This is a genomic window from Acuticoccus mangrovi (assembly GCF_016411865.1).
GTDB classification, from domain to species: Bacteria; Pseudomonadota; Alphaproteobacteria; order Rhizobiales; family Amorphaceae; genus Acuticoccus; species Acuticoccus mangrovi.
This window is the reverse complement of record NZ_JAEKJA010000012.1, coordinates 141,442-161,165: the sequence shown is the minus strand read 5'-3', so window position 1 is coordinate 161,165 and position 19,724 is coordinate 141,442. Positions and strand designations below refer to the sequence as shown.

The 19,724-nt window shown below is 69.2% G+C and carries 7 protein-coding genes and 1 pseudogene; 2 read left to right on the top strand and 6 right to left on the bottom strand.

Annotated features, from left to right (window positions below):
* Window positions 1-113: 113 nt before the first annotated feature.
* The 5 genes and pseudogenes from JCR33_RS15585 to JCR33_RS15565 form a co-directional block, all read right to left on the bottom strand.
* A pseudogene (locus tag JCR33_RS15585) lies at window positions 114-296 on the bottom strand (transposase); the annotation flags it as partial.
* Between the two features lie 128 nt (window positions 297-424).
* Window positions 425-1,651: a c-type cytochrome gene (locus JCR33_RS15580; protein WP_198883024.1), complete on the bottom strand. Its 1,227-nt coding sequence runs from the start codon at window positions 1,649-1,651 to the stop codon at window positions 425-427.
* Window positions 1,648-2,259 (bottom strand): SCO family protein, encoded by a 612-nt coding sequence (locus JCR33_RS15575; RefSeq protein WP_198883023.1) that lies wholly within the window; start codon window positions 2,257-2,259, stop codon window positions 1,648-1,650. Before JCR33_RS15575 ends, JCR33_RS15580 begins: the two co-directional genes overlap by 4 nt.
* Window positions 2,256-4,079 (bottom strand): hypothetical protein, encoded by a 1,824-nt coding sequence (locus JCR33_RS15570; RefSeq protein ID WP_198883022.1) that lies wholly within the window; start codon window positions 4,077-4,079, stop codon window positions 2,256-2,258. The genes JCR33_RS15575 and JCR33_RS15570 overlap by 4 nt, the downstream gene beginning before the upstream one ends.
* Complete coding sequence (locus tag JCR33_RS15565) at window positions 4,061-11,611, bottom strand: hypothetical protein (protein ID WP_211110333.1); 7,551 nt, start codon at window positions 11,609-11,611, stop codon at window positions 4,061-4,063. The genes JCR33_RS15570 and JCR33_RS15565 overlap by 19 nt, the downstream gene beginning before the upstream one ends.
* 240 nt (window positions 11,612-11,851) lie before the next feature.
* Here JCR33_RS15565 and JCR33_RS15560 point away from each other — a divergent pair, with 240 nt between their 5' ends.
* A complete protein-coding gene (locus JCR33_RS15560; protein ID WP_198883020.1) occupies window positions 11,852-14,473 on the top strand; it encodes a caspase family protein in 2,622 nt (873 codons plus the stop codon).
* An 8-nt stretch (window positions 14,474-14,481) separates the two neighbouring features.
* Window positions 14,482-16,299, top strand: coding sequence for a gluzincin family metallopeptidase (locus JCR33_RS15555; RefSeq protein ID WP_198883019.1), 1,818 nt, complete (start codon window positions 14,482-14,484; stop codon window positions 16,297-16,299).
* A 358-nt stretch (window positions 16,300-16,657) separates the two neighbouring features.
* Here JCR33_RS15555 and JCR33_RS15550 read toward each other — a convergent pair whose 3' ends face one another.
* Window positions 16,658-19,537 (bottom strand): ATP-binding protein, encoded by a 2,880-nt coding sequence (locus tag JCR33_RS15550; RefSeq protein ID WP_198883018.1) that lies wholly within the window; start codon window positions 19,535-19,537, stop codon window positions 16,658-16,660.
* Window positions 19,538-19,724: the final 187 nt, after the last annotated feature.

The window sequence follows — 19,724 nt, the reverse complement described above, 5'->3', positions numbered from 1 at the left end:
TGCTTACGCCAGCTGTCCGGTCGAAATGGGGGGCACTTCACTCGCTCATCCGACACTCCATCTTTGGCTCGAAAGCCTCCATCGGTGTCCACTCGAACTGGGCAGAATCAGCAGACGGTCGTTTGTGAGCCGTCAGCGGTGGGCACGTCGCGCCGTCGGCAGCCGGTCGTGAGGACGTGCAAGCTGCTGCTGATCACCCGCCGCTCATCCACCCGAGGTTTGTCGGGCCTTTGGTGCGGCGGGTGCGGTTCGATCTTCGCCCACGCGCCTTCTGACAACCAGAACACGCGCGCCATAAGCGCCTTCTCCTGCAGAACCCAAACGGGGCGATGATTTGCGTTTAAGGTCAGGGCAACGTTTGCCGCTCAGCCAAGCGCTGCGATTGCACCCGGCATGACATTCGTCAGGATCGCTGCCGCTTCGGTCATCTCGACGGCTCGATCGGCGTGCAAAGATGGTGGATCGCGACGGCGTCGGTGCCCGTGAGGGGCTGTCGCCCGTAGTCGAGCGCCGGCCATACCCGCTCCGGCACGCGTACCGCGTCGAAGGCTTCGATCAGCCGCGCCCGCGTGCAGTCCGGGCCGCATAGCTTCAGCGTCTCGATCAGCGTTTCCGCGGCGACGGTGCCGAAGCGCTCGGCCGGGGCGCCGCCGCCGGCTCCGCTCGGCGGATGCGGGTCGGCCACCGACAGGCAGTCCGGCGGCGCGACCGCGAGGCGGACGAGATCGTCCGCCAGCGCCAGCACCGGGCCATCAGCGGCCCGCACGGCGTCGGCGAGCGCCGTGCCAAGCGCCAGCGTCACACCTCCGGACGGCGCGTCGCACCAGCGCCAGTCGGTCCCGTCGACGGCATCGACAAGTGGTGCGAGGCGCGCCCTGAGGTCGGCCGCCGCGACGACGCAGCCACTCGTCGCGCTACCGATCAGCGCTTCGACCTGGCGGGCGATCGAAGCGGAGGCGCCGCGGACGTCGCCCGGGGCCTCGTCGCCGACGAGGGGAGCGGCGGGGAAGAGATCCGGCATCGGCGGGTGCGCGCGCAGCACCGGCGCCGCGAGGGTCGCGAACGCCGGGGCCGCAGCGACGATCTCGATGCGTCGTCCGAACACGCCGTGAGGGGCGAGGCGGAGCACCGTCGCTTCGAAGGCCTCGCGGAAGCGGTTGCCCGCAGGCGTGCGCGCAAGATCCGGGGCGAGGAAGCCGATGGCCTCGTCAGTCCGCCCGAGCCGCTGCTCCGCCGCGATCGCCTTCAGGTAGGCGGCCAGTGCGTCGAGATCGGTGGGGTTCAGCACGAAGCGGGGCATCGTGCTGGCGAACGGTGTGCCGGTCACATCGAGCCCGGCCGTCGTGGCGCGGTAGACGCCAGCCGTGTCGTAGGCGGGGCGGGTCGCGGTCGCTGCCATCAGCGTCGCCCAGTCGATCGGTGGGCCGGCGCGGGTCTCCCGGCCGCCGCCCGCGTCGCGCCCATGGCACCCACTGCAGGTCACGCCGCGGGCCAATATCGTGCGGCCGCCGATTGCGGTGGGGAGCGGTCCGGCGGTGCCTTCGTAGAGTGCGCGGCCGCGCTCCAGCAGCGCGTCGGCGTGGGCGGCCGGGGCGGCAGCGGCGAGGATAGCCGCGACAAGGACGGCGATCGCCCGTCCACTGCTCCTCATGATGCGGCGTAGGACGCGGCTATGGCGAGAAGGCGCTCGGGATCATAGCCGACTTCCTCGACCGACAGGCGGCTGTTGCGACCGCTCGATGTGTTGCCGACGATGAAGACCTGCTTGTGCTCCTTGAGCGGTCGCCCGTCCCAAGCACCGAGATAACCGAGCAGCCGCATGATGTCGGACGGGCGTCCTGTCAGGCGCACCCACTCCGGCGGCGCGCCGGCGGCGCTGTGGGCTGTCGCCAGAACCTGCGGCGTGTCGTTTTGCGGGTCGAGCGTCAGCGTCACCAGGCGAAGCGGGGTGTCGAGATCAGCTCGGCTCGCCGCGACGAACTGCATGTCGAGCTCGGTTGCACCGCAAATCGCCGGGCACTTCGTGTAGGTGAAGCCGATGATGTAGGCACCTGGACCGAGCGCCTCGGAAAAGGCGAGCTCAGTACCGTCCTGGGTGACGACCGGCGTGTCGGGCATCCGGATCTGGTCCGGCGTCAGATCGACCGCGAGCGCGGTCGGCGTGGCGTCGTCCCCCTTAGCGCGGGCGAGGAGGACGGTGGTGGCGGCGGACACCGCCGTGACGGCCAGCAGGCCGAGTACGACGAGGACGCGGTTCACGGCTTTCTCCTGACCTGGGCCGGGGCGATGACGATCGGTGTCGGCAGCGCCTCGGCGAACGTCGCGACGAGCGGACCGCTCGGTGATGCGCCGAGATGGGCGACGTGGCCGTCACCATCGGGAACGGCCGTCGCCATGTGGCGCCAGTGACTGCCGAGCGCCTGGAGACGCACCCGGTAGGGCGCCGGCCAGCGCTGGGGATTGCCGTCGGTGTCGACGATGGTGAGGCGCAACGTGCCGGGGGTGGCCTCGTCGGCAAGGAGGCGGAAGGCCGGCGGGGCGGTGCCGCCGCCCTCCACGGGGAACGCCGCACAGGCGCTGAACCGGCCGATGCCGCCGGAGACGACGACCTCATGATCACCCCCGCTGGCGACGATGCTCACCGCCTCGTAGCGGCCAGGCGCGACCTCCTCGAAGCCCCCTTCCAGCTCGGCGAGACCGACCGGCCGACCGGCGCGGACGCGGAATCCGTTCATCGCGGCGGTGGCGTTGCCGCTCTCCTCCTTGACCGGAAAGGCGGCCGACAGGTCGGGATGGAGGACGAGAACGACCCCGCCCGCATGCCCGCGCGCGCTCTCGATGAGGAAGGGCCCCTGGTCGGGGGTGACGGCGCCCACCGGCGGCCCGATCCGCACCGGACGCACCGCCGCCGGCTCGCCGCGCCGCGCCTGTGCGAGGTCGACGACAAGGACGAAATCCAGCCTCTCCAGCAGCGCGAACGCGGAGCGGCCGGCGAAGGCGACCTCGCGGATCGGCTGGTCGGTGGGTGGCGCGTTGAGCTCCACCGCTTGCGTCACCGTTCCGGTCGCGACCTCAATGATCGAAAATGTCGGCGCGCTGTCGGACCAAGCCACCGCGAAATCGCCGTCCGGGTGGACGAGGACGCGGTCGGCCGGCGCCGGCAGCGACGTGGCGATGCGGCTGCGGCGGCCGTAGTCGATCGTCAGCGTCGTGGTGCCATCGACGAAGATCGCCGCCTCGGCCGCGGGGGCGTAGGCAGCGCCGGTCGTCGCTGCCACGCCGTGGATCGCCGGCGCGGCCGTACCGTCGGCATGGACCGGAACGACGGTGCCGTCGGCGAGCGTCGCGAGGACGCCGCGTTCGATCCCGTCACTGTCGGGGAAGGTGGGGACAAGGGCGGTGACGGGGACGGGCAGCGTGAGGCGCTGGCCGTGAGGCGTCTCCAGCGTGCGGTCCGCTGCGAGCCAGCCGGTCGGAGTAAGGATATGGTGGTGAGCGGCGCCCAAGCCGGCGAGCGGGTGTGGCGTGGTGTCGGCCATCGCAGGGATCGCGACGGGCGGTCCGTCCGACGTCTCGGCCAGGAAGGTGTAGCTGGCCCGCCGCGCCGCAAGGGCGCCACCGCGGCCGGGCACCCGCGCGATCGCCAGGATGTTGGCGCTGGCGATCGACTTCTCCCAGTCGACGATGGAAACCGTGCCGTCCTCGTGGCGCAGGGCGTAGAGCGAGCGGTCGAGATCGGTGGCGCCGCTTGGCAGGCGCCCGCTACTGACGAAATAGGAGCGCGCGGCTTCGCGGCATGGGCTGTTGGAGGCTGCCACCGGCCGGATCCAGCCGGCGAGGTGCTCGTCGGTGATCGGCGCGCCCGTGACCGGGTCCGTCAGGCGGACGGTGATGCCGATCGGTGCACCGGAGCGGGCCCGGTCCACCGGAGTGCGCTTCGCCGGATCGAACAGCGAGACCTCGGCCGTCAGCGTCGCGGCAAAGGACGGATCGATCTTCGCCGCCGGCTGGGCCGTGGCCGCCGGGCCCGTGGCAACGGCGAGGAGAGCGCCCGCGACGGCTACTTGTGGAAGCCGCACGAGGAGCCCCCGCGATCGGTTAGCACGTCGAGCAGGCCCCAGGCGCCTGAGGCGAAGATGTGGCGCGGTCCGTCGGACCACATGTAGCAGCCGGGGCGCAACGGAGCGGAGAAGGCCGCCGACACTGCCTTGCCGGGAGCCAGCAGCGAGGCGTGCGGGAAGCCGAAGCCGGGGTAAACGTCGTCGTAGTCGTTGCCCACGGTGACGAAGGCTCGCTGACGGGCCCGCCCGCCCGGGTGGACGACGCGCACCAGGACCTCCTCGCCGGCCTTCGCCCACAGCCGCAGCGAGTTGGACCACAGGCGGTCCTTCAGATCATAGAAATCGTCGCCGAAGCGGACCCGATTGAGGTTGGCGTGGGCTTCCAGTTGCGGGCTGGTCGAACCCGGTGCCTTCGTCTGCCACAGTCGGCGAGAGAAGGCGGGTGCGCGATAGCTGACGGCCTTTTCGCCGAAGTCGTAGGTATCGTCGCAGATCGCGCAGTCGCGGACGATCTTCAGTGGCACGCTGCTCCCCTCCGGGTACCACGCATTGCGGCTGTCGTCGTCCCAAAGGTTCAGCCCGTCCTGGTAGAACAGCACGTATTCGCGCAGCGAACGCGGCTCGTTCTCCGGTCCGGTGAAGGTGATCTGTCGGTTGGCGCCTCTGCCGCGATGCGCCGCCCCTATGTAGGGAGAGCGGTCGGGCTCATAGAGGGCGGAGCCGTCGACGACCGGAGAGCGCCCCTGATAGGTGGCGCCCTCGGGCTCAACCACGATTGCCCCGAACAAGCCGTGCGGGAGGTGGTTGAAGAGGTCGCCGATCGGCTTCAGCGGCATGGCGCCGAGCGCGTAGGGGATCGCGTGTATCGCCTTCGCCCGCTCCCCCTTGAACTGAGCGCCGATGGGAATGGCCTTCACCTGGTTTTGGTCGTCGAGGGTATCGTTGTAACGCTCGATCTCCTGGTAGAGGCCCGGCCGGTATGCCAGCGCGTCGATGCAGCCGCCGATCATGTGCATGGCGTTTGCGACGACGCTGTCCGGCAGCGGCCGAGATGCCTGCGCGCCGTGCGTCACCACGGCGACGGTGCGCCGATTGCCCAGAACGTCGAAGCTGAGCCTCGCGACGATCGTTTTCGATTCTGGGAAGACGCCGTCGAAATGGTCGTTATCGTTGACGGGCCGGATCAGATAGTCGGGATCACGGCTGGCGATGATGTTGCGCGCCGCTGCGGCGTCGTCCGTCGAGGTGCCGGGGAGAGCGTCGAGGTCGATACCGAGTTCGGTGCAGACGCGCGTCGCCTTCAGCACCGGCACGTTGGCGTCCGCGCGGGTCGCCCCAAACAGACTGTCGATCAGTACGTAGTCGATCCGAAGCAGGCCAAGATAATACTGTCCTTCGTGGATCTCGCCAGGCTCCACCGTGGTCGTCGGGTTCACGCCGAAGGGAAGCTGCGCGTCGGCCCCCCGGGTCAGCATCGACACCGGTGACGTGAAGGCCATGCGGGCAGAGGGGCGGACGTCGATCCGGTTCTTCTGGTGCGCCGTGACGGGGATGTCCACCTCGTCACCGCCGTTCGGCGGCTGCCAGTCGGGCTCGACGTTGAGCGGCACGATCTTCGGCATCGGCGCATCGCCCAAGCAGTCGCGGACGAGGCCCGGGCGGTCGCCGTTCGGGGCGTGGCCACATCCGGTCCAATCCGGCTCGGCGTCGGTGGCGAGCGCATTCACGATGGACAGCTTCAGGCAGTCCCCGGCATTGGCCCGCGCGACGAAGGGCTCGTCTCGATAGTAGGCCATCGCCGCCTCGCGCAGCGTGTGGATTTTAGTCAGCGGCACCCTCCCGTCGGAATCGCTCAGGCGCAGGACGAGATCTTTCGGCACGTGGACGAGCGCGAGGGCGTCGACGTCGTGTAGGCGGCTTCCCCAGGAGTCGTAGCTTTGTCCCTCGGGGAGCGGCATCGCGACCGCATAGGACTCGACCCGCGGCGCCCCTGCCGGGCAGGAGGCGAGGAGGCTTTGCATCGGAAGACTTCTGGTGCCCTCGTCGTCCGTCTTTTCGTCGTCGACTTCGGCGAGTTGGCGCAGCACGGAGTCTATCGCGCAGGCACTGTCGTCGCGTGGCCGGTCGCTGGTGGCGTCGCACTCGGTTCCGGCGGTCTCGAGGCGGCGTGTGGTGTCCTCGACAAATCCGCGGGACGGCTTGTCGTAGACGCGGATGAGGCCCCAAGCGCCGTTCCACACGGCGTCGAGCGAGCCGAAATGGTAGAGGTAGTCGAGCACCTTCTCATCCTCGTCCCCCGGGACCGGCGCTTCGGCTCGGTTCAGCGCGTTCTGCACGGAACGGTAGTTGACGGCATAGCGGCTCGGGGCGGACGGGAACTCGAAGTGCTCCGAGATGCCGACCTCCTGCGCCGCGGTGAAGCCCTCGAGGTTGTTGCATCGGGCAACGTAACGGGAGTGCTTGTCGAAGTAGCCGAGATCGTCCGTGGTCTTGAGCTCGCCGTCACGCCAGCGATCGTGCTGGTCGGCGATGCCGTAGCGGCCGTGCTCGTGGCATGTCTGCCACCAGGTCGGCTCGACATAGTCGTTGTCCAACGGGTCGGCACCGGAAGGGTAGCCCTGGTCGATGTTGCGCCGCCAGGCCATCCCTTCGACGTTGAAGGTGTGCTGCACCTCCTGTGCACCCTGGATCAGGCGGATCTGGATGCGTTCGTCGGAGTAGGTCTCGAGCAGCGGCGTCACCGGGTCGCGGTGCCACCGGTGGGCGATCGGACCGGTCTTGTCGCCGTCGAACTGCGAGCGGTACACGTTTGCGAGGTCGCCACGCGGGTCCTCGGACTGATGGCGGATCGAGCAGTCGAGGGCGACCGTGGCTCCGGCGATGTTGTTGAGGAGCCCGGCGCTCAGTGTCGGGTCGATGCCGGGCGGCTCGATGCCGCCGGGTCGGCCGCCGACCGGGCCGGGAGCGCGCCGCAGGAACTGCTCGACGACATCCGCATGACTCTCCTCGAAGCAGTCGAAAGCGGTGCGGGAGGTGGACTCAGCATCGGTGGCGGCCACCGCCTCGACGGCGGCGTCGTTCTGGGCGAGGCGCACGTAGTCGGGCGTGACGTCGGACATTACCGAAGGGTCGCCGAGGTCGGCGCTGGCAAGGAGGATCGGCCGGCGTGGCATCAGGGCGGCGTGGTCGTCGACCAGCTTCGCGGAGTCGCCATCCTCGGGCCCGATCCCATGGTCGGGAGTGTCCTCGCGCCGAAGCTTCATCTCGACTGCAGACTCGTCCTCCCGCTCCAGCTCGGTCCGAATGTCGTCCTCGTCCTCGTCCTCGCCCTCCGGCTCGGTCGCCTCGCCGACGTGCTGCTCGCCGATCCGGAGCGGCACCGGCTCGCCGCGGTAGTTGACGAGGTACGGGTCGTGGTGGTCGACCGAGATGGACTCGGGCCGCTGCGGGGCCGCAATCGGCCGGGCGAGGCCCTTGCCGAATCCCGCCCGGTAGCGCACGAACGCGAAGAAGGCACGCAGGGCCTGCACCTCGGTCTCCGTGATGAGCCCGCGGGCGACGAGGGCTGGCGGCACCGATTCGCTCTCCACCACCCGCGGCTGGCCGCCGAAGTCCATGTGGGTGAGGTTGGAGCCGCACAGGTTCTCCAGCACATCCCCCGGGACCGGGTCGCCGGCGGCCAGCAGGCCGCCATACTGCGCCTCGCAGACCAGCGTCGCGATGCCCTTGGGCGACAGGCGATCCGTCGCGCTCGTCGGCGAGAGCATCACGGTCTGCCCCGAGCCGTCGCCGACCAGCATTGGGCCGGACGCGGCCGACACGCTCTCGTCGTCGCCGTCTGTCGGATCGTAGAGCAGCGCGAAGTCGGCGATCGCGAGGGCGAACTCGCGGAAATCAGGGTGGAGATCGTCGTCGAGGTTGCCGACGATCTTCGCCGTGCCAGTGCCGCGCTCGTCGCCGATGGCGATCGCCTGCATGGTCGTCTCGTCCGCCTGCATGCAGTCCCGCCCGGCAGCGATCTCCCCGCCCAGCGACGGACACACGCGCATTCCGGCCGGCTCCACCACAAGCGCCGCATAGAAGCCGTGCTGCTGGATCGAGGAGGGGGCGAAGTGGTCGTGGGTGAAGACCGTGCGCATGGTGCGATCGGCACGACGTTCGCTCGTGCCCGACGGGGTTTTCTCCACGATCGAGAGGATCGGGTCGGCGAACCAGCGCTGCACCGTGGTTTGGAACCGCGGATTGCGCACGCTCCCGTCATAGAGCGGACTGGCCCAGTGATGGTGATTGCGCGGCTCCCAGTGCGCCTCGGTGCCATTCCCGGCCCGCTGGCACAGGTGGTTCCACTCGTCGGCTGTCATTTGGGCGGGTGCCGCGTCGGAGGACATCGTCGACGGGTCGCGGATGGTCGGGTCCGTTGCCGCAGGATCCAGCATCGCGCACAGCCTCATCGCCAGCTCGTCGGCGGCGAAGGTGCCGTCCTCATAGTTGAAGCCGTTGCCGGAACCGTCCGAGGAGGTCACGTCGAACTTCACCAAGTGGATGTGCTGGCCGATGGTGTCGGTCGGCGTCTTTACCTGGAAATCGTCGAGCTCCAGTTCCTTCGGCAGCTCGTTGGTGTGGCGGAACTCGACGCACTCGCCGGAGTAGGCGCGGAAGAAGAACGGCTCCTCGCGTGCGCTGGGGCCGCGGTTCTTATAGGTGTTGGAGTCCGCGGTTAGGACGTTGATGCGCCCCTGCGGGTCGTGCCAGCCGGCGCGGTTGGTGACGATGTCGACCTGTACCGCCGACGCGGCGTAGCGGCGGAAGCCGATCATGGCGGGATCGGTGACGAAAGTCTGCTCCAGCCCATCGAGTCCTTTGACGAACTGGTCGGTGTACGCCTCCATTCTTGTCCTGTCGCCGGGAACGAAGCGCCGCTCCGTCGTCGTGCCGGCATAGCCGTCGGGCGCGCCGCACGGATCGGCGAAGGGGGCGCCGGGCTTAGGGGGTGCACCGTTCACGGCGAAGCGATGCGGTGCCTTCTCGGCCGGTGCCTGCGGGTCGAAGCTCGTGTAGCCCTTGCCGCTGGTGTCGAACGTGCTTGCGGTACCGTCGGCTTTGACGAGGGCCAGCGGAGCCTCGCCCACGCCGTTGTGGTGGAACCCCATGGCGGCGCGCTCCTGCGGCTCGCCGCCGTTGTCGAGGACCTCGATCCGCGCCGATGTCAGCTTGGAGGAGAAGTCGCCGAGCGCCAGCATCTTGGCGGTGAGCCGGTACAGCGTGTCCTCGACGCGCCGGCGGTCCGCGGGGCTGGTCGTGTCGTCGATGGCGAGGTCGCCGGTTTCCGCCGTAACGCCCAGTTCGCGCTCGGTCCGGTCGAGCACGACGTGGCGCGGCAATCCGCCGTCGAGCCAGCTACCCTTCGAGCCGTCCTTGCCGTCGGTGCCCTGAGCGCGGGCGATATCGTTGGGCGCCTGCGGCGCGCGGTGGCCGGCCTCCCCGGCGATGAAGAACGGGTAGCCGAGGACGGCGGCCTCGCGGGAGACCGTGTCCGTGGTGTAGGTGGGAAGCAGCGGCGCCGCGATGCCGGGCAAGGGGATCAGCGCCGGAATCGGCGTCCCCGGCGCGTTTTCGACGTAGCGGCCATCGCTGTCGACGCTGCCGGTACGAGACATCGTCGGTGCCACCAGCCCGCGCTCGTCGCGCTTCAACAGATCCACCGAAAGGCCGGGCTCGGCTTGGCCGTCTGGCAGGCGGCGCTGGCCGTCCTCCAGAACGTCGTGTACCCGCCACAGCTCCCACATGCCTTGCGCGAAGTGCGGGTAGAGGTGGCAGTGGAAGATGGAATCGCCGATGGTGCGGTTGCGGTTGCCCGACCCCAGCGACTGCCACCACCCCTTGCCCTTATCGCCACCTCCGTCCTCGCTGTAGTAGCGCAGGCCGCCATGGTAGACCTCGTAAGTGAAGCCCTGCCGCGGTGCGACGGTCTGCGAGTCGAGGTAGGCGCTGCGGCCGCTGTCGTTGCCCGAAAACCACTGATGCGCGTGCAGGTGGAAGACGTGTGTCTCCTTCGGCCCGGCGTGGTAGTTCCGGAAGACGATCGGGTCGTTCAGGTAGGAATGGTGGACGTTCGACGGGTCGTTGGAATAACTCTCCAGCAACGCCGGGTCGCCGTTTGCCCAGCTCTCCAGGAAGAATTCTTCGTAGAGACACTCCATGCAGTCGGCCGCCGGGCCGATGCCCTTGCGATTGGCGATGATCATCGCGCCAAGACCGCTGGCGCCGTAGTTGATCGCGAACCCGTCGCGCACGCCGGCGAGTTGGTCGAAGCGGCCGAGCTCCTTGAAGTTGCGGGTGTAGAAGGTCTTCAGCTCGTCGTGGAAGACCACGGTGAACTCACGGAAGGCCACATCGTGCGGCGGCGCGATGATGGCGTTCAGCTCGTTGTGGACGAGCTCGTACCGCTCGCCGCCAAGCCGGTGCAGCAGGTTGAGGATCGGTAGGCCGGTGTCCGCGTGGATCGCCTCGTAGTTCAGCGCGCCGGCACGGGCGTGCGGGTTGGTGGCGCTGGTCGCTTTGCTCCACGCCCCGTCGAAGGCGGCGCGCGAGGTTTGGCTGCGATACCATTGTGTCGACGTCTCCGCGTCTTCGGGTTGCGGCTCGACGGCGAGGCTGCCGAAGAGGCCGTGCACCAGCGAACCGCCGTCGCCCTCTCCGCCGGCGGGGGCGGCGAGTGAGTTGATGAAGAACGGTCCCTCCCGCTCGGCGTGCCAGTAGCAGTCGACCGGCGGCTCACCGGGATGCACCTGGTCGAGGCCGAGGCACACCTCGTCGACCCGACCCGTGTCGGGATCCTTCACCGGGCGCAGCCCGTCGATGACGAATGAGATGCCGCGGGTGCGCGGCCAGTCGGCGGCCTCGGCCGACAGCTCGGTCGGCTTGGCTTGCGAGCCCGTCTCGCACACGGCGGCGATCAGCCGGTCGCCGCGCTCCTCGACGATGTCCTCGCCGTGCTTCTCGCCTTCGGAGACGAACGGCCGGACGATCGTGCGCCACAGCCAGCCATCCTCCGGTGCGCCGTTCAGCTCAGCGCCGGGCCGCCCCTGCCGGCAGAATGTTTCGCTGTATCCCGGCCGGTCGCCGGCATCGTCCCAGGCGGGGCGGCGCAGCAGATTGCGGACGCGAACGTGAAGAACGTCGCCGACGTTGGCGCGCAGAGTCAGCGGGCGCGGCCGCTTGCAGTTGCGGAGGCGTACCCGCCCTGGCGTCATCGTGCCCGGTTGAGCGTGGGTGCCGAGGTCGGAGTCGCACGTTTCGGCGGTGAATTCGGTAATGTCGTCGACGCCGTCGGCAGCCTTCTCGTCCACGGAAACGAGATCACGGGTCAACGCGAAGATCATGCCGAAGGGGTTGTGCGAGCCGAAGCGGTTGTACACCAACATCTGGTCGAGCGCCGCGACGTCGGCGCAGATCACGCGATGCGTCGTGCGCCGGCTCGACGCCAGCTCCGAAAAGTCCGCCGCGTTGAATTTGCAGAAGTCGGTAGCCTCGGCCGGCGAACGTGCCACCCCGAGAAGCATGATTGCGAATATGCAAAATGAAGCAAACCGAGCACGGTTAGACATCGAGCCCGTCCTATAGCCTTATAAAAAAGTCGTCACTACGCAGAAAACAAAAATTCAGTGCCAGGCTAACAGACTGGTTGAAGTCGCGCAACGAGTGCGCGATCTTATCCGCCCCGATGGGGTGCCCGCTGCGGCAGATATTTTGGTCATATTTTTCAGTTTGCCGATCGACAAGGCTTTGCGATGCCGATCTTCGACAACGATTATCCGATCATGCGCGGTCCGCGGGAGATCGAGCAGTTCTTCGCGCGGGCGGGCGCGTTCGTCACGGCGCTGCCGTCGCACACGAATGTCACCCTGATTGGACGCTCCGACCGGGTGCGCTCGTTCGACGATCGCGTCGAAATGGCCGGCTCCTACGCGGCCGCCCAGGAATATCTCGCCGATCTCGACCGCGTTGCGTTTGGGAGCGAGGGTGAGCGGTTCCACCTGGTGGTGATGCCGAACGGCTGGGTCGCCCTGTGTTGTCACTTCGACCGAGCCATCGTGCGCAACGCGAAGGTGCAGCCGCGGCTCGAGATCGGCATCGCTGACTACGAGCCGGACGAGGGGGCCAACGGCGCGGTGCTGAACGCGGTCGCGGAGATCCTCTTCGGGCAGCAGGCGCTGACGGGTGAAGACCCGCTCGGCAACCAGCGAAGCGGTTCTCGCCGGGGCAACGAGCTGCCGAAGTGCCTGCCGCGTGCCGATCTGAAGGCGGCGTTGGGTAAGCTCGACGGGAAGACGGTCGAGCTCGAGCGTACGAGCGTCGTGGATGCGACTTTGCAGTGGTTTGCCGCGCGGATGCCGGGGTTGGGGGAGGGGCCTCGCGTCGTGCGGCGAGCCGCCACCCGACGGCCTTCGGCGCTGGCGCCGGTAGACCTTGCCAACCACGTGGTGAACCTCAGGATGGGGGCGCTGTCGTCCGGCGGGGCGATCCGCACCTCTGCGAGCGACGTCAAGCGCATCGTTGGCAAAGCCGTGGGGGCCGGAATGCCGATCGCGATCTACGCGCACGGCGGTCTTACCGGCGAGCGTGCGGCGGTCGAGCAGGCGCGCATCACCACCCCGTGGTGGCTGGCGAACGGCGTCTATCCGATCTTCGTCGTCTGGGAGAGCGACCTCGCTTCGACGTTGGTCGATCTCATCGGCGCCGCCGTCGGCGTCGGCGCGTGGGGCGCCCGCGATACGCTGAGCGAACTGCGAGACAGTGCCGTGGAGCGGCTGGTGCACGCCACCGCGACCGACATCTGGGGCACGATGAAGGCCGCCGCCCGGCTCGCGTCCGCCGCCGGCGATGCGCACGGACTGACGCTGCTCGCCAAGATGTTCGGCGACGCCCGCGCCGACACCCGGCAGCCGCTGCACCTCGTTGGCCACAGCGCGGGTGCGATCCTCCACCTTCATTTCCTGCAGCGCCTCGAGGCGGAGGGCATCAAAACGGCCTCGGTGCAGCTCTTGGCGCCGGCCGCGACCACGCAGCTTCTCAGAACCACGCTGGCTGCGCTGGCCGCGTCACCGAAGCTGCGCATCTACACTATGACCGATACCGCCGAGCGCGACGATACGGTGCGCGACGTGTACGGCAAGTCGCTGCTCTACCTCGTGAGCCGGGGCTTCGAGCGTTCGTTCGGCGAGCCCCTTTGCGGGCTGCACAAGGACCTCGCCGACGACCCCGATCTCCTCGACCTCCTGGAGGCGCCGTTCGACGACCTGCGCGAGGCGCTGGTCCTGTCGCCGACCCAGCCCGGCACGTCGCGCCGTCTCAGTTCCCACGCGACCACGCACGGCGACTTCGACAACGACCCGGCGACGATGTCCTCGGTGGTCCAGATGATCTGCGATCCGAGCAATGATCCGGGCGATGACCTCGAGCCCTTCCCGGCCGCGGCCCGCAGACTTTCCGACCGGGCGGGTGCGACGGACCGGATGCCGGAGGAGCTGTCGACGTTGCTGGCGGCCGTGCGTGAGGCGTCCGCGCCGCCACCACCGAGCGCGCGCGCGACGGTCCCGGCGCAGGCGCGCGGGGCGGCGATACGCCTCCTCAGCATCGGGATCGACGACTACGCGGGCTCGATCCGACTGCACGGATGCGTCAACGATTCCAACGAATGGGTGGCCGCGATCACGAAAGAGCGCCCATCCGTCCAAGTGATCCAGAAGGTGGCGGCCGACGCACTGCGGAGGGCAGACATCGAGACCTACCTGACCGATTTCATCGCCTCCGCCCGGCCGCAGGACAAACTCATCTGGCACTATTCCGGCCACGGCGCGCCGGTGTTCGACACCAGCGGGGACGAAGGAGAGCGTGAGCAGGATCAGGCGATCCTCGGTAACGACACCGACCGGGCGACGGCCATCCTGCGCGACGATCGCATCGGCGACATCCTGTCGGCGCTCGATCCGGACGCGTCGCTCCTCGTCCTTTTGGACAGCTGCTTTTCCGGCACGGCGACGAAGCTGTCCCCGCTCGCCAGCTTCGGTAGCTCGCGGGTGCGCTCGGTTGGCCCGGTGACGATCGCGGGCCCGCGTCGCAACCGCGCAAAGCGCCACCTGGTGTCGCCGGGCGGGCGCTCTGTGGGCTACGAAAACGCCAATCACGTGCTCGTCAGCGCCTGCGACTTCTTCGGGACTGCGCATGAGAACGGGCCGGAGCCGCTCGGCGTCTTCACTCGCGCGGCGCTGTCGGTGATCGCCCGCGGCACTCAGCTCTCTAATGCGCAATTCTGCGCTGAGGTGACCCGGTTGACGCGAGGACAAGACCAAATCTGCACGCTGTCCTGCCGCAGCTCGGCAGAGTCGGAATCCTTCCTCCTGTTGAGCTAGGTGGCGCCATGCAGGTCGAGATTTCCGACAACGTGGTACGCGAGGCTGGTCTCGACGCCGCCTGCTACGCGATCTCGGGCAACGTGCCGCGCCGTCTGCGGCGCGGCGAGGTGTTCACCGTCGACCCCTCGCTGCGCATGTCGGAAGCGGCGCTCTCCTCGATCACCGTGCCCTACGAAAGGCTGATGCCGGGGCCGGCCGGCGGGCTCTTCGCCGTCGACGCGGTGGACCGCCGCACGCACTTGATGCGCAGCTTTCCCGACCTCGACCGGATGGAGGACTTTCGCTTCGATCAAGGCGATCCGGAGAGCCACTGCCGCAACGCCTATCTCGTCGCCATGGAGACCTACGAGGCGTTCCGCATGGCTCTCGGCCGTCCGGTCGCCTGGGGCTTCTGGCGCGAGGGGCACTACCCGCCGCTCTCCCTGGCGCCGTTCGCCTTCGACGATCTCAACGCCTACTACGACCGCCGCGCCGGTGAGATCTGCTTCGGCTTTTCCGGCGCGGGCCCGGACCACGAGCGGGCCGATGCCCGGCTCATCCGCTTCACCGCTCTGTCCAGCGACGTCGTCGTGCACGAGGTGACGCATGCCTTGCTCGACGGGCTGAGGCCGGGCTTCGATCGTCCCGTGAACCCCGACGTTCTCGCCTTCCATGAAGCGTTCGCGGACATCGTGGCGCTCCTGTCGCGCTTCCGCCGCCCGGGCTACGTCGAGCATCTGATGGGGGCGACGGAGCGGGACATTCTCGCCGACGCGCGGCTGATCTCGCTGGCGCCGGAGCTCGGCGCACTGATCCGCCAGTCGGGCCTGCGTACGCTCGACGTGGAATGGACGACCGCCGGGCGCGCCGAGGAAGCCCAGCTGCCGCGCTATGTCGGCCTGTGGGACGGGGAGCACGAGCCGCACGCCCGCGGCGGCCTTTTGGCGTCGGCGGTGTTCGAGGCCTTCATGCGCTCCCTCAGGCGGCGGGCGCGGCCGCTGGCTGAGCTCGCCGCCGGGACGGGGCCCACCGTGCGCAACTATCTCGCACGGCAGATCGCGGATCTCACGACCCGCACCGCCCGGCACTATCTGGCGATGTGCGTGCGTGCGATCGACTACTGTCCCCCGGCGTCGATCAATTTCTCCGACTATCTGCGGGCGCTGGTCACCGCGGACCGCATCCTCGTGCCGGCCGACGAGCTCGGCTACCGCGAGGACATCGTCGACGCCTTCCGCCGCCGGGGCATCTACCCACCTGAGATCGACGTGGTCTCGGACCGTGCTCTCGCGTGGGACCTTCCGGACATTCCTCTCTACCCGATTCCGGGCCTCGCCCTCGCGGACCTGCGCTTCGTCGCCAACCCGACGTCGCCGCGCTCGGCCAGGGAGATTCGCCGCCAGGCCCGCGCGCTGGCGCTGGCGATCGAGGCCGATCCGAACCTCTGGGCCGCCCTGCGCCTGCGCCCGGCCGGCGACGGCTTCTCGCCGCCGCGGGTAGAATCGCTGCGTCCGACGTTGCGGACGGGCCCAGGCGGCCTCATCGACTTCGAGATCATCGCCGAGATCGTTCAGGACCGCGCCGTTCCGGTCGGCGGCACAGCGAGCACGGTGCGTCTGGTGAGCGGCAGCACGCTGATCCTCGATGCCAGCGGAACGCCGAAGCTGATCGTCTGGCAGAGGGGTGATTCGCAGAACCGTTTCGACAGGGAGACGGAGTATGCTCAGCGTGCCATCGCGGCGGGCTGGCTGCGGTTCGACGAGGCCGTCGGCGAGTACGTGGTCGATGACGACTTCAGGTCGCTGCTGTGCTCGGGTGGGTTCAAGGTGAGCGCAGGCGGGTAGGGGCCGATGCGGCGCGGCTCGACTACGCCTTCGAGCTCCGCGCAACTCCGTTTGACGGTCGGAGCGGGCTCCGAATGCTTCGTGCGCCGAGCGCGAAAAGCGCCACGACCCTCCGTAGTGTTGCGCCGGAGCTGCCGACGGCGCACCGGGGAACGGACGCGACACCGCTCTCTCCGCGGCACCATTCTTCCGAGCTGCCGCCTCCGCACTTTGGTCGGCAGCTTCGATCGGCTCGGTTTTCCAAGTTCGGCCTGTGACTGCGGTGGAGGCGCTCGATGCGGCCCTCGCAAAGGGCGGAAGCCATGTCATCGCCGCTCCCGCCGGCCGCGGCGAGAACGTGACCGGGTTGTCGACGGGCTCAGCCGCGAAGCGAGCGGATGCTCCTCGTCTCGGAGCGGGGTCTCCGCCCGTCGCGACGCTCGGTGCGGATGCGATCGGAGATGAGCCCGCGTGCGGCGACGAGATCCGGGCCCTCGAAACCTTCGGTGAAGGCGTCGACGATCGGCGACAGCATGGGCCGCACGTCGTCGGTGCGACCTCGGTCCAGCCAGAGCCGAGCGAGATCGTTGGCGGCGCGGAGCCGCCACGACAGGGCGCCCATCTCGGTGGCGCGCGACAGCGCCGACGACAGAGCGGCCTCCGCAGCGTCGGCGCGGTTTTGCCGTCGCCGCACCAGCGCCTCGATCCGGAGGAGCTCCGGGACGCACCAGTGCTCGTTGTGCGCGACGGCGCGGTCGAGTGCGGCCTGGACCGTGCGGTCGGCCTCTCCGATCTCGCCGAGGTTCGCGAGCTCCAGCGCCAGGGTGCCGAGATAGTGCGCCGTGCGCACCAGGAGATTGGCGCTTTCGTGCGCGGCGATGCTCTGCCGGATCAGATCGACCCCCGCCTCGGATGCGCCATCGGCGCAGGCGAGGATGCCCCGCGCGTAGAGCATCAGCGGCTGGCGCCACATGTCGTTGCTCTCGGGCCTCAGCTCTCCGAGCATCTCGCAATATCGCTCGGCCTCCGCATATCGCCTGCTCCACAGGCCGATCTGGCAGGCGAGCGCGAGGGTGTTGCTGAGCGACAGGTCGTGCCCCGACAGGAGCGCCCGCTCCACCACGTGCGCGGCGGTCCGCATCGCCGTGTCCGGGAAGCCCGTCAGCCATTGGACCGTGGCGAGGGCACATCCGACGACCCCCTCGCGCTCGATGTCGAACCGCGTCGGTCGGACACCGGCGCTGTCCCGCGCCCCGGTCGCGAGGTGCTCGAGCCGCCGTCGCGCGCTGTCGAACCGACCGAGATAATATTCGGCGATGGCGAATAGCCGCTCGCCGTCCGGCAGCGCGGAGCGGTCGTCGGCAGTCGCGATGTCGGCGAACTGCTCGAGCCGGGCCACCGCTCGCAGGGGATTGCCGGTCAGAATGTCGCTCGTCGCGAGCGTCTTGAGGCTGCGCAGGGCGGTCTCGGTGTCGCCGAGATGCTCGGCGAGGTCGAGCGCGCGTTGCGACGCCTCGGCCGCCTCCGGCACGAGGCCGCGCGTGTAGATCGTGGCGCTCGCGAGCGCGGCCTGCAGCGCCATCTCGGTGGCGGAACCGGCCAGTCCCGCCGCGCCGATCGCCGCCAGCGCGCGCGCCGCATGATCACGACACTCGCCGAGCTGGGAGAGGTGGTTCCACAGCGTGCAGCCCGCGACCGTCAGGCGGATCATCGGCGCGGGATCCGCACCCTGTCCGGCCCACGCGATGGCGCTCCGCAGGTCGTCGAGGAGCGGGCCGTGCGCGGCACCCCACTCGCTGGCGCGCCGCTGCGTCCACTCGCCGGCCGCCCGCTCCAGGCGCTCGCACACGTACTCCGCGTGGCGTCGGCGGACGGTCGCGAGCTCACCACCGCGCGCGAGCCGCTCCAGGCAGTAGGCGCGGGTCGTTTCGAGGAGCCGATAGGTGATCGCCCCGTCCCGCACCTCATGGACGAGCAGAGACTTGGCGCAGAGGCGGGCGAGCGCGTCGACCACCGCCAGCGGTGCGACATGCGGCGGAGCGACCGCCAGAGCCGCCTCGGCGTCGAACCGACCCATGAAGACCGCGAGCGCTGCCAATACGGCGGCCTCGTCGTCGGACAGGAGATTGTAGCTCCAGTCGAGCGTCGCGAGCAGCGTTTGCTGGCGTGGCGGCGATCGTCTGGGCCCGTCGCTCAACAGGCGGAGCTGGTCGTCGAGCATCGCCAAGACGTCGCGGACCGTGCGTGCCGCCGTATGCGTCGCCGCGAGCTCGATCGCGAGGGGGATGCCGTCGATGCGTCGGCAGAGCTCCGCGACCACCGCCGCGTCGGCATCGGTGAAGGCGTAGCCGGTGCGCTCGCCGGCGCGGCGCACGAACAGGTCGACGGCCGGATAGGAGAGCGCGTCGGCCGCACTGTGTGTCGCGGACGGGGCGGTCCGCAGCGCGTCGAGCCGGTGGAGGCGCTCCTCCCGGATGGCGAGCGGCTCACGGCTCGTCGCGAGGATTGCGAGTCCCGGCACGTCGCGGATGAGCTGGTCGACGACCGCCGAGGCGGTGGGCAGGACATGCTCGCAGTTGTCGACGATGAGCAGCTTCGTCTGTGTTCTGAGGGCATGGATCACGCTCGCCAGCGGGTCCGTGATCGCGCCGATGCCGAGCGCCGAAGCGAGGACGGTTGGGACGAGCCCACCATCGTTGACCTTGGTGAGATCGACGAAGGCGGCGCCATCGACGAACGCGGGAAGGACGCGGCCGGCGGCGACGATCGCGACCACGGTCTTGCCGATGCCGCCGGAACCGACGACGGTGACGAGGGCGCCGGGGACGAGGCCCTCGGCGACGGCGGCGACGTCCGCCGCGCGGCCGACGAGCGGCGGCGCCGACGGCAGGACGTCCGCATGCCGCGTCGCGAGCGGCAGAGGCTCGGTCGCAGCGGACCGGACCTCGGCGACGAAGCGGTAGCCGCGCCCCGGGACGGTGGTGATCATGCTCGTCCGGCGATCACCGTCCAGCAGGCGCCGCAGCCCGGCGATGTTCACCTTCAGATTGTCCTCGTGCACGAAGACGTCCGGCCACGCCCGTTGCATGAGGTGCTGCTTGCTGACCGTCTCGCCGGCGCGCTCGACCAGGATCGTCAGCAGCTCCATCGCCCGGCTGCCGACTCGAACGGGCGTCCCGTCGCGCGTCAGCAGTCGCCGGCATGCGTGGAGCTCGAAACCCTCGAAGCGGTATGTCGCTTCCTGGACGGCGTCTCGCAACGGCGAATGCATCCTGATCCCCCGACCCGCTACCGCATCGCTCAGCGACGGCGGCGCGCCACCGTCATCCGACAACCGCGCGAGCACCACCCGGAGCGCCCGGCCGACAACACCACGTGAGGGCACCACAACTTAGCGACTTCTGCGTCGCTTACAAATTTTTACTGCAATGATCGCGCGACCCTGC